Genomic DNA, 9,967 nt, shown 5'->3' with positions numbered 1-9,967 from the left:
TCACTTGTTCCAGAGCAGAAACAAGGTCTACACCATTGGGCGCAATGGGCGTATATGACGCGTACCCTGTCTTTTGTTAGAACCCATGCGTTCTACCAGACGGAACGATTCGACCAAAGCAAGTTGTGTTCCTGGAACGCACTATTTCCCCGGCATGCTTTAACAGATGTTGAGAAAATAGGTTTGCGGCGGTTGGAAAGTAGAAAAACCTATGCTTAGTTGAATGAGCATGGGTCGCCTTTAGGTGTCCTTACGGAATCCCCTTCCTCTAACATTCGTTAGAATGTTAGGTGGGGGTAGTTCAATAGTGAGCGCGGTCAATTTAAAATCGATGGCATAATGGCTTTAGATAACAACTAAATCAGTATCACTTTTGAAAAAATCTGACACAGGTAATTATTCTACTAAAGCTAATACGAACATTTTAGAAACCATAATCACGCAAGTTATGCCTATACATCAGCCTGATCCGAAAAGTAGCATAACAACAAATAACATAAGCCAGGAGGTTTAAAAAGATGAAACAAACAGGGACCCTATACTTTTTCTGTGGGAAAATGGGGGCAGGAAAATCAACTAAATCAAAACAAATAGCAATAGATAAACATGCCGTACTGTTATCTGAGGATGAATGGCTTTCTGCTCTTTATCCCAATCAAATCAACTCATTTGAAGACTTCCTGAAATTTTCGGCACAAATCAAACCCTTGGTGAGAAAGCACGTCCAAAATATATTAAGTGTCGGTACAAATGTCGTGATGGATTTTCCTGCTAACACTAAAAAGCAGCGTAAGTGGTTTTTAGATATGGTATTCGAAGTTAAGGGTAGTCATCAATTGATTTATCTGAATCTTACTAATGAGCAATGCTTATGTCAATTGGCACAAAGGCGTAACGAACAACCTGAAAGAGCAGATTTTGATACAGAAGCAATGTTTACTTATGTAACCAATTTTTTTGAATCACCAGAAGCATCAGAGGGAGTCAATATTTTAGAGCTTAACGGAAGAGAGTAATACAACATAAAAAAACTATATTATTATGAGAAAGATGAAAGGATGGTTTCGCTTGAATCTCAAATTAACCGGATTTAACGTCTTAACATTAGGCGTGATTGCTTTGATTAGTCCGTTTTATATCCTACTACAAAACTTTTCTTCACTGTTAGAATTATTGTTTTATGTAGTCCTTATTGTTTTTTACAGCTATACCATAAAACAAGCAAACATAGTTATTAATGAAACGGAGAAGAAACACGACATAGAACGCGCCGTCTCTTCGAAAATCTGTGTATGGGCAGCTGCCATATTTCTTATGTTTATTTTTTTGTCTAACTACGTGTTATAACGTCCAGCATGCTAAAATGATTGATCGAATCATTGAAATGAAAGACTAGTCACACGCATCGTTAAAAGTGCATTTTTAAAGTGAAAGCCCAGACTTAAGCAATAGGTCTGGGCTTCTACTTTTCATATTCACACGTATTTTTTAACCTCATAATGTAATTCCACAAACTTATTAAAGTTTCTAACTCCCTTTAATTCAAGGTCAACCGATACATCTTGCTTTTTAAACAAAGGAATACCCTTACCCAATAATGTTGGGGCAACAGTCACAATGATCTCATCTATTAGTTTTGCTTGCAAAAAGGATTGAACTAAGTCGCCACCACCAACTAGCCAAATATTTTTACCGTCTTTATTTTTCAGCTGATGCACGCAAGACTCTATGTCCTTGTTCATAAAGCTTACATTGTCCGTGTCTTCAACCATAGACCTGGTAAAGACATACGTCGCGTTTCCCTTGTAGGGAAACGCCTCTAAATCTTGGCGCATCACCCAATCGTACGTTTTCTTTCCCATCAATACGGTATCGACAGTGTCATAAAACTCGGAGAAACCATTATCACCTTCGCCTTCAACACGCTCAAGCCAATCGAGTGATTCCTTTTCCGTGGCAATATAACCATCTAGGCTGGACGCGATAAAAAGAATAACCTTGCGTTTTATTGGCATATTAACACCTCCTATTGTACAAATAAAACCAGCACGGATGACTCATCGGGGCATCCATGCTGGTTTTTGATGACTTATAATTTCTTCACAATGGAAGACTTTAAATAAATACTACCGAATTTATCCACTTTCCCGTCAATATCATGACCATTGTGTGGCTCATCTAAGATTCTGATCCCTTTCGCTTTTGTGCCGCGTTTAATCGTATCTTTACCTAACTTAACATCGGTAATAAGGGTGACATCATCCCCGGTTGAAAGGACATTACCGACTGCATCTTTAATTTCTTCTTCTTTTAGAGATTCATCGGTCCATACGTGACCACATTCTGGACAATTATAAGCCACGCCATCATCATAACCATACTCACTACCACAACTTGGACATTCGTGCATAATACCCCACCTATCTATTATTATAGCGTTATTATACACGTAATCAGGGGATTGGACAATGTCAGCACATAATCATCATTCTTGAATGAATGACTTGCATGATAATGCAGTGAGTCGTATAGTATAAGGAAAAGAAAAAATAAAAGGGGAGAAGCACCATGGATAAACACGTCGATGATGAGGTCCTTATTCAAATCATCAAAACCCAACACAGCATTCTTAATTTACTTAATCATACGTTAAATGATACCGTCACGCACCAACGATCACTACCGAAACAAGAACAAAATTCTGACCTGATTAACTTAGCCGAACAAACTCGCCTGGTTATCGCGAGAAAGCCAAAACTAAAAGCGGCCTACAAAAAGTTAACAAACGACCCCCGCTTTGACTTTGATGGTTATTTAGAATGATAGAAGAGCGTTCAGACAGATTCATTCAACCCGTTGAGGTCATCAACACGTTACCAATAACGACGATACACGAATTATACGACCTACAAACACAAAGCTATACGGTTGAAAAAGTGTTACTCAATATTGACACTTTCCCGCCACTACTTGAAACTTCTTGCGCCTTCGCACAAGCTGATGATGCGATACTTATGTGCATAGAAAAAGGGAGCATCCGTGGTTTTTTACAGTACGAAGTAGCAAAAGATCGGCTAATAATCAATAAACTCGTTGTTCATCCGGATTATTTTAGAACGGGCGTTGCTAGTGACTTACTTCAGGCACTTATTGACCTTAAAGGAGATAAGTCAATCCAAGTCGAAACAGCCCAAGAAAACACCCCAGCGATGACGCTATACCAAAAGCATGACTTGACAGACATCACACCATTAAAAGTCGCTGAAGGCCTTCAGCTTGTCAAACTCGTGATGACATGAAAATATACAGCTATCTATAAGGGAGATTACATAACGATGCAGGTACTTTTAGATTTATTTATAACCTTTGCGAAAATCGGGGCCATAACGTTTGGTGGCGGCTATGCGATGTTACCGATTTTACAACGCGAAGTCGTTGAAAAGAAACAATGGGCGACAAATGAAGATGTGATGGATTATTACGCCATCGGCCAAACGACGCCCGGCATAATTGCGATTAACACCGCTACCTTTATTGGTCAAAAAACAAAAGGCACTTTGGGAGGAGTTGCGGCAACACTTGGTGTCGTTTTCCCGTCGCTGATTATTATTAGTATCATCGCCTATTTCTTAAATGCAGTAAGCGATTCTGCGCTGTTAAGTTCAGCATTTAGTGGGATCAGAGTGAGTGTGTATATTTTGATTTTACAAGCTGTATTAAAATTATGGAAAAAGGCCGTAATTGATAAAGTAGGTCTGATCATCTTTACGATTGTCTTTTTACTCGCGGTGTTCACGTCTTATTCACCCGTCTATTTTGTCATCTTTGCCGGTGTTCTTGGTGTGGTTAGTTTCCGCTTCTTAAATAAGGCGGTGAAATAATGTTACTGACGTTATACATTGAATTTTTTAAAACCGGACTTTTCGCGGTAGGCGGTGGTCTCGCGACATTACCGTTTTTGTACGATTTATCTGATCGCTACGGCTGGTTTAGTTATGAACAGCTCGCTGACATGATAGCTGTTTCTGAATCAACACCTGGAGCGATTGGGGTCAATATGGCGACGTATGCAGGATTTTCTACCGCCGGTGTACCTGGAGCGATTATTGCTACACTTGGCCTTGTAAGCCCGTCCATTATCATCATAATTATTCTCGCCCATGTACTCGAGCGCTTTAAGCAATCCACACTCGTTCAAGGGGCGTTTTACGGCTTAAGACCCGCTTCAACCGCTCTGATTGCGGCCGCTGGTTTTAATTTTATGTATCATGATCTTATAAATACCTCGGTGTATAGTGGACTACAATCACTAATGGACGTCATTAACATCAAAGCGTTGATTTTCAGTGTAGTGTTATACGTCATCATGCAGCATCGTTTATTTAAACATTTACACCCGGTCGTCTTTATCGCCTTTAGTGCCATCATCGGCATTCTATTTTCATTCTAATATGATAGAAAAGAGCACTTATTCTTCATCCGGAATAAGTGCTCTATCTTTCCAAATATTCTTGGCCAATACTTTTTTGACTGAAACAATGGACCGAGTGAAAATTCGTCCCAAAGTCACTTTTACACATCTCTTTTTCAGGGAACAGTATACTATACTAAGCTTTTAAACAGAAAGGATGATCTTGATGATGAAACGGTTGTTTTTTATATTACTCGCAAGTCTTCTCATGTTGTTTGCTTGTAATAGCGAGGATACAACAGATGAAGGTCAACAGGGGACGGAAGACCCGCCAGTAGAAACACCAGATGACGACTCAGATGAGCCAGTAGACGATGGTGAGGATGACAGTGACCCATCAGATGAAGGGGAAGATGATCAAGGCGAGGATGACACCACGACGTTACCAGAGCTACCCGCAACAAAGACAGAAACGATGATGATTGAAGGTATGGAAGAGGAGATGACACTTAACCTCCTTCAAGATGAAGAGGCTGATTTCTCCGTCTATATTCCTGATGATATGCAAGGAGCATTTAACGATGGTGACTTAGATGTCTACACGAATTTCGGTGGCACTTTAAATGAAGATGCAAGGTTGTTTATCTACGAAGAAACGGAAGCAGATGTGCTAGTCACACTCGAAAGTAATGGCTTCACAACAGAAGCGGCAGATACGATGGCCTTTGACTTTACCGATACCGAACAAACGCTTGTAAAAGACGGTTTCAGTGGTCGGATTGGCAGTTTTACACATCAAGACGATGATTATACCATCGGTTATTACTATCCATCAGAATTTGGGGATGGCTTTAGTGCCCGCTTACCACTCATAGTGGATTCACTTGTGTGGCATGATTCATGATTTAAGGTAAACATTATAAAAAGAGGGGATGCTTTTATAAGCACATCCTCTTTTTTTCTTGTCTATCATTGTAAATAACAGTAATGTAAATTATAATTATAAAGAGGGATATTTTAGTCTTTCATTTGAAATATTTAAACCAATTTACCAAACATATACTGAAGGGATGAAGGTGATACTCTGTTGAAAAAGATAGATGCAATACATTTATTTCTACTTAATATTTTATAGAGGGAGAGAGATTATGGCATTCACTGAATCGATAGATCCTTTTTTAATGCAGTTATTTATTGTTCCACTAATCGTTATCGGCTTAGGTCTTTTAGCAGCTATTTTTACTAAAAAGGTATGGGTTGCCCCTTTGATCACATTGCTATTAAATCTTATCTATGAAACTTGGTATAGTAAGTATTATTATCCGGAGAGCGAACTTATTTTGACATCATGGAATATCATCTTTCCAGCGATGTCCTTGTTCATTGCTTGGGGACTTGTTTACACCTTAAAATTGAATCAACACACCAAAGACTCGTCTGACTATTAAGTAGGGGACGACGTTTTGCAGCCTGAATTAAAAATTATAACATCAGTTCGGTATAAATAGCTCAATCATTGATGATTGAATAATATTCTTCTTGGATATTTTGTAAATCTAATTTCCAATCACCATTAATTTTTTTAAAATCAAATGTCGTGACAGGTTTATAGTCATCACCATAATTAAATTCGACTTCTATAGATGCCTTTTCGTTTGATGAATTTACCGATTCTTCTAAGAAATCAAAGTCTATATAAGTTGGTGCATTTGTATCGATTGATTCTTCTTTAAGCGTTTGTAAAAATGCATCATCTAAATTTGTATCATCTACATAGTTAATAGCTTTTTCAAATGAATAGGGTCTTTGTTGAACTTCAGAAAGGTATGCCTCTAATGCCTGTTGCGGCATTGTGAAATTTCCTTTTTCTCGCATATTCCAAACAAAGACACTGATAAGTAAAAGGGTAAGCGATACGGCTAACATTAATAGTTTGTTTTTTCTCAATACATACATCTCCTTTTAGATTTTACATATTTGTGGTAAAACATGCCGTTTTTATTGTATTACATTTAGGTAAAGAATTAGAATGAATGTTTAAAATTTTTAGATTATTATAGTTATTCGATTAGAATATATACACGCACATGCTTAAACCAATCATTTAAAAAGGTTTATGACCTTCTTTATAAATAATAGTCATATCATTGATCCTGTCAAAAAACATATGACAGCCTTTGAAGCGGTCTATTACGTACCGAGAAGTGACACGCATGGTAATGTATCAAAAACGCAAAGGGGTAAATCAAGATGTTTATAAAAGAAACAATTAAAGTGGCCTTAAAAGGCAGAAGCATAGAATTGTTCATTTTTATTGCCAGTTTAATTATCCAGTTATATCTTGCGAATACGCAACTACATTATTGGTCATCGCTCACATCGATTGCCTTTATGTTGTTATGCTCCATATTGTTCCGATATATCATTGCTAATGAGCGTTTTTTTCATAATGACCACCCTAAATTAACCTATGATAATGTGGTCGATTACGTATTCAGTAAAAACATTTGTACCGTTGTCTTCGTTTTTACTACCTTTATGTTTGTCATTCAAATGACACGTTACTTTAATAACACTGGTTTTAATTTTCAAAACTATGACCACATCTTGGTTTATTGTTTAATGGTGTTAGGGTCAGAAAATCTACTCTATGGCATTTACCGCAGGCCGGTCCCTATCCATAATCGTGACGATAAAGAAGAGAAGTTGACAGATGAGATGATTGATTGGCAGACAATTAAAATCCAATTACCTTCGTTTGTTATGCTTGGTCTTTATTGCCTGGCTTTTTTCGTCTATGACTTTTCCCCTCATCTATTGACCGCGATGATGTATTATATTATAGGTGTGTTTATCTTTATCTATTCTCTGAGATCCGTTCACGTGTAACAGTACTTTATGAGCTGATTGCGTTTTAAACATTGGTCGTCACTTTTATTGCGTCAGACAGAATAGAGTTATTTTATGACACATTTAAGGAGGAAAACTATATGTCAGCTATCTTCATTTACGTTACTTTTGTCTTAGGCCTAGTTATGTTACTACTAGGATTTGCGACAAAGAAGCAGTGGTTGAAATTGCTATCAATTATTCCATTTTCCATATTTTTATATTCGCTTATCCGACTTCTTATATTTTTATTTCTTTAACGCAGGTAAGCAATTTTCCCGAAATTCTCTTCAATACTGTCTTTAACTGTATGTGTAATTTAAAATGAACCACTTTAGCCGAAAATAACCCTAAAAATCCGTTCAAGAGTATGACACCACGTAAATGTGTAGAAGTTTAAGCAATCCTCTTCATATTTATTTTTTAGCATCTACTTATTTTAGTGTGAGAAGAAAGAGCTCTTTACACTTCAATACAATCATATCCAAATTATTCATTCACTTGTTTCTTTTTATATTGATCAATCACACCATAGATCACAACACCTAACATACTTGAGATAAAGATAAGCCTATTACCAATTGACATATCTCCGAATATAATCAAAACGACCTGCGCTAGACCATAAAAAAGTTGGGCATAAAGCAAGCGCCTAACAGAAGCGGGCTCACCAAGGTCGGTGACACTTTCCTTGTCTTTATCTATCAGAATATAGATGAAATAGACGAGTAAACTGATGTAATAGAAAAGGGCGAGTGGTTCAATGGCTAATCGATTAATGTCAAGATTAAGTGGCGTTAATAGACTGATGACGACAGTCATAGCTGTAACCATCAATGCAAGATAAATATTTCTCTGTCCGTTTTTATTTAAACGGACATTAACCAACAACATCAAAATAACGAGCATCAGATAGACACTGCTTTTGGTTGTATAGGTTAGGTATCCCGAAAGTCCAATCACACTCAAGAAATCAATCACTGAAAGAGGCTTTCCGGTAATCTGATTGATTGCCCGCATTAGTAGAATCATCAGAAAGATCAGCCCTAAACTGATATGGAAGGGGAAGAGTAATTGTAGGATCATATAAATCCCTACCGCCACAAAAGCGGCGTACTCACGCCGACAATCAATTTCTCTGACTAATGCCCAGGAGACAAATAAACTTCCAGCTGCCACAGCACTTTGCGCTATATCTGTCGTTAATATGTAACAAATAATGCCATAGATGAGCGACAAACTTAAAATAATTTGATTCGTTCGATAAGTGAGACTCACTTTTCTTCCTAAGGTAAACATCACGGACCCACTCCTTTCGATTATTTATCTTCTATGCTCATGAATCCTTTTAACCAAAGAAAATAAAAGCGACGGATCTAGGTTGATTCGCCGCTTATGGTTTTACCTTTTAGCTTTAGTCACGTTCAACAAGCATAGAAATCCCAATACCCCCGCCAACACAAAGACCAGCAATACCGGTTTTTGCTTCACGTTTGGTTAATTCATGCAGCAAGGTGACTAAAATACGGGCACCACTTGCGCCAATCGGGTGGCCTAAAGCAATCGCGCCACCGTTGACGTTCACACGCTCAGAATCAATCCCTAAGTCTCTAACGACTGGAATACTTTGCGCGGCAAACGCTTCATTCAATTCAAATAAATCAACGGTGTTTAAATCAATGTTGGCTTTCTCAGCTAACTTTTTCGTTGAGTAATAAGGCGTATAGCCCATGAATTGCGGATCCATTCCAATTTCAGCATCCGCTTTAATTTCAACTAAGTAAGGAATGCCTAAATCTTTTGCTTTTTGTTTACTCATTAAGACCAAGCTTGCGGCGCCGTCATTAATACCAGACGCATTACCTGCTGTCACCGTCCCGTTTTCTTTAAACGGCGTTTTTAGTTTGGTTAAATCGTCAAGCGTCACTTGTGGACGCGGGTACTCATCTTGTGTAACGTGCATCACTTCGCCAGCATCATTCTTCACAGGGACGGGGACAATTTCGTCATCAAACTGACCACTTGTTTGAGCATGTTTTGCTTTCATCTGTGAAGAGAGAGCAAACGCGTCTTGTTCTTCTCGGGTCACATGATATTTTTCGGCAACATTTTCAGCGGTAATGCCCATATGGACCGAACTAAAGGCATCGGTTAAACCGTCATGAATCATCACGTCGACCGGTTTCTTACCTTCGGTTGTTTTATCCCAGCGATACTGATGAATCAGATGGGGGGTCATACTCATATTTTCTGTTCCACCGACGACAACGATATCCGCTTCGCCGAGTTGAATTTGTTGCTTACCTAAAATCACAGACTTTAAACCTGACCCGCATACTTCGTTAATCGTCATCGCGGGAACTTCATAGGGAATACCCGCATCAATCGCGATTTGCCGGGCAACGTTTTGACCCGTTCCTGCTTGTAAGACGTTACCAAAAATCACGGTATCGACCTGATCAGGCGTTAAAGTAGCGCGTGTTAACGCTTCTTTTACCGTAATGGTACCAAGTGTACGTGCTGATGTATCTTTAAAGCTGCCACCGAACTTACCAATCGGGGTTCTAACGGCACTGACAATGACGACGTCATTCATCAATCATCACTTCCTTATTAATAATTTAGTCATACTAAATGACAAACTAAAGAGGAATTTGCTATAGTAGG

General features: G+C 38.3%; 15 protein-coding genes. 10 read left to right on the top strand and 5 right to left on the bottom strand.

The window, feature by feature from the left end:
* The 3 genes from BM390_RS15475 to BM390_RS08725 all read left to right on the top strand — a co-directional run.
* Positions 1-219, top strand: a 219-nt coding sequence (locus BM390_RS15475; RefSeq protein WP_177220689.1) for a hypothetical protein, incomplete at its 5' end; no start/stop codon positions are given.
* A 299-nt stretch (positions 220-518) separates the two neighbouring features.
* Positions 519-1,016: a P-loop nucleotide/nucleoside kinase family protein gene (locus BM390_RS08730; protein ID WP_089854342.1), complete on the top strand. Its 498-nt coding sequence runs from the start codon at positions 519-521 to the stop codon at positions 1,014-1,016.
* A 52-nt stretch (positions 1,017-1,068) separates the two neighbouring features.
* The gene (locus tag BM390_RS08725) at positions 1,069-1,347 is read left to right on the top strand and encodes a hypothetical protein (RefSeq protein ID WP_062323553.1); all 279 of its coding nucleotides are present in this window, start codon (positions 1,069-1,071) and stop codon (positions 1,345-1,347) included.
* Between the two features lie 128 nt (positions 1,348-1,475).
* Here BM390_RS08725 and BM390_RS08720 read toward each other — a convergent pair whose 3' ends face one another.
* Positions 1,476-2,015: a dihydrofolate reductase family protein gene (locus BM390_RS08720; protein ID WP_062323552.1), complete on the bottom strand. Its 540-nt coding sequence runs from the start codon at positions 2,013-2,015 to the stop codon at positions 1,476-1,478.
* A 74-nt stretch (positions 2,016-2,089) separates the two neighbouring features.
* Entirely contained in the window at positions 2,090-2,410 is a 321-nt protein-coding gene (locus BM390_RS08715) for a zinc ribbon domain-containing protein YjdM (RefSeq protein WP_062323551.1), read from the bottom strand.
* A gap of 158 nt (positions 2,411-2,568) precedes the next feature.
* Here BM390_RS08715 and BM390_RS08710 point away from each other — a divergent pair, with 158 nt between their 5' ends.
* From BM390_RS08710 to BM390_RS08685, 6 genes are all read left to right on the top strand, one after another.
* A complete protein-coding gene (locus BM390_RS08710) occupies positions 2,569-2,823 on the top strand; it encodes a hypothetical protein (RefSeq protein WP_062323550.1) in 255 nt (84 codons plus the stop codon).
* Positions 2,820-3,299 carry a GNAT family N-acetyltransferase gene (locus BM390_RS08705; RefSeq protein WP_062323549.1) on the top strand — a complete coding sequence of 160 codons (480 nt, stop codon included), beginning with the start codon at positions 2,820-2,822 and terminating at the stop codon, positions 3,297-3,299. Before BM390_RS08710 ends, BM390_RS08705 begins: the two co-directional genes overlap by 4 nt.
* A gap of 36 nt (positions 3,300-3,335) precedes the next feature.
* Positions 3,336-3,881: a chromate transporter gene (locus BM390_RS08700; protein ID WP_062323547.1), complete on the top strand. Its 546-nt coding sequence runs from the start codon at positions 3,336-3,338 to the stop codon at positions 3,879-3,881.
* On the top strand, positions 3,881-4,450 hold the full coding sequence (locus BM390_RS08695) for a chromate transporter (RefSeq protein WP_062323545.1): 570 nt from the start codon (positions 3,881-3,883) through the stop codon (positions 4,448-4,450). The genes BM390_RS08700 and BM390_RS08695 overlap by 1 nt, the downstream gene beginning before the upstream one ends.
* A 190-nt stretch (positions 4,451-4,640) precedes the next feature.
* Positions 4,641-5,315: a hypothetical protein gene (locus tag BM390_RS08690; RefSeq protein ID WP_143103159.1), complete on the top strand. Its 675-nt coding sequence runs from the start codon at positions 4,641-4,643 to the stop codon at positions 5,313-5,315.
* A gap of 244 nt (positions 5,316-5,559) precedes the next feature.
* Positions 5,560-5,859 (top strand): DUF2651 family protein, encoded by a 300-nt coding sequence (locus tag BM390_RS08685; protein WP_062323540.1) that lies wholly within the window; start codon positions 5,560-5,562, stop codon positions 5,857-5,859.
* A 61-nt stretch (positions 5,860-5,920) separates the two neighbouring features.
* Here the strand turns inward: BM390_RS08685 and BM390_RS08680 are convergent, their stop codons facing one another.
* Positions 5,921-6,358 (bottom strand): hypothetical protein, encoded by a 438-nt coding sequence (locus BM390_RS08680; RefSeq protein ID WP_089854336.1) that lies wholly within the window; start codon positions 6,356-6,358, stop codon positions 5,921-5,923.
* Between the two features lie 303 nt (positions 6,359-6,661).
* Between BM390_RS08680 and BM390_RS08675 the strand changes: the two genes are divergently transcribed.
* Entirely contained in the window at positions 6,662-7,300 is a 639-nt protein-coding gene (locus BM390_RS08675) for a hypothetical protein (protein ID WP_062323536.1), read from the top strand.
* A 489-nt stretch (positions 7,301-7,789) separates the two neighbouring features.
* Here the strand turns inward: BM390_RS08675 and BM390_RS08670 are convergent, their stop codons facing one another.
* Both BM390_RS08670 and BM390_RS08665 read right to left on the bottom strand, forming a co-directional pair.
* Positions 7,790-8,599, bottom strand: coding sequence for a hypothetical protein (locus BM390_RS08670; RefSeq protein ID WP_089854334.1), 810 nt, complete (start codon positions 8,597-8,599; stop codon positions 7,790-7,792).
* A gap of 115 nt (positions 8,600-8,714) precedes the next feature.
* Entirely contained in the window at positions 8,715-9,896 is a 1,182-nt protein-coding gene (locus BM390_RS08665) for an acetyl-CoA C-acetyltransferase (protein WP_089854331.1), read from the bottom strand.
* Between the last annotated feature and the right edge of the window lie 71 nt (positions 9,897-9,967).

The sequence above is a fragment of the Halolactibacillus miurensis genome (genome assembly GCF_900116255.1).
GTDB classification, from domain to species: Bacteria; Bacillota; Bacilli; order Bacillales; family Amphibacillaceae; genus Halolactibacillus; species Halolactibacillus miurensis.
This window is presented reverse-complemented; position numbering and strand designations above follow the sequence as displayed.

Excerpts from the sequence above, each read along its gene's own strand:
- BM390_RS08730 (WP_089854342.1), top strand. The coding sequence starts at position 519 with ATGAAACAAACAGGGACCCTATACTTTTTCTGTGGGAAAATGGGGGCA.
- BM390_RS08720 (WP_062323552.1), bottom strand. The coding sequence starts at position 2,015 with ATGCCAATAAAACGCAAGGTTATTCTTTTTATCGCGTCCAGCCTAGAT.
- BM390_RS08715 (WP_062323551.1), bottom strand. The coding sequence starts at position 2,410 with ATGCACGAATGTCCAAGTTGTGGTAGTGAGTATGGTTATGATGATGGC.
- BM390_RS08710 (WP_062323550.1), top strand. The coding sequence starts at position 2,569 with ATGGATAAACACGTCGATGATGAGGTCCTTATTCAAATCATCAAAACC.
- BM390_RS08705 (WP_062323549.1), top strand. The coding sequence starts at position 2,820 with ATGATAGAAGAGCGTTCAGACAGATTCATTCAACCCGTTGAGGTCATC.
- BM390_RS08700 (WP_062323547.1), top strand. The coding sequence starts at position 3,336 with ATGCAGGTACTTTTAGATTTATTTATAACCTTTGCGAAAATCGGGGCC.
- BM390_RS08695 (WP_062323545.1), top strand. The coding sequence starts at position 3,881 with ATGTTACTGACGTTATACATTGAATTTTTTAAAACCGGACTTTTCGCG.
- BM390_RS08690 (WP_143103159.1), top strand. The coding sequence starts at position 4,641 with ATGAAACGGTTGTTTTTTATATTACTCGCAAGTCTTCTCATGTTGTTT.
- BM390_RS08685 (WP_062323540.1), top strand. The coding sequence starts at position 5,560 with ATGGCATTCACTGAATCGATAGATCCTTTTTTAATGCAGTTATTTATT.
- BM390_RS08675 (WP_062323536.1), top strand. The coding sequence starts at position 6,662 with ATGTTTATAAAAGAAACAATTAAAGTGGCCTTAAAAGGCAGAAGCATA.
- BM390_RS08670 (WP_089854334.1), bottom strand. The coding sequence starts at position 8,599 with ATGTTTACCTTAGGAAGAAAAGTGAGTCTCACTTATCGAACGAATCAA.
- BM390_RS08665 (WP_089854331.1), bottom strand. The coding sequence starts at position 9,896 with ATGAATGACGTCGTCATTGTCAGTGCCGTTAGAACCCCGATTGGTAAG.